We start from the raw sequence: 235 nt of genomic DNA on the forward strand, positions 1-235 counted from the left end.
CCCGCAGAACCACCTCCTGCGCTCTATCGACCGGTGCGTGGATTTTCCTGATAGCCGCACCTACCTCGCCGACTTCTACAGGCATATCGGGCGGCCCTCCGTCGATCCCGAACTCCTCATCCAGATGGTTCTGGTGGGCTATCGCTTCGGCATCAGGGCAGAGCGGCGGCTCTGCGAGGAGGTGCCTCAGAACTTGGCTTATACCTGTAGCGGATCAGAGGTGTCTGAACCCAGT

1 protein-coding gene is annotated in these 235 nt (G+C 60.4%); it reads left to right on the forward strand.

The window, feature by feature from the left end; all coding sequences use genetic code 11:
• A partial coding sequence (locus R0J92_RS26715; protein WP_411053907.1) for a transposase occupies window positions 1-235 on the forward strand: 235 nt, incomplete at both ends.

The sequence above is a fragment of the Tritonibacter sp. SIMBA_163 genome, from assembly GCF_046535935.1.
Classification (GTDB): Bacteria; Pseudomonadota; Alphaproteobacteria; order Rhodobacterales; family Rhodobacteraceae; genus Epibacterium; species Epibacterium scottomollicae.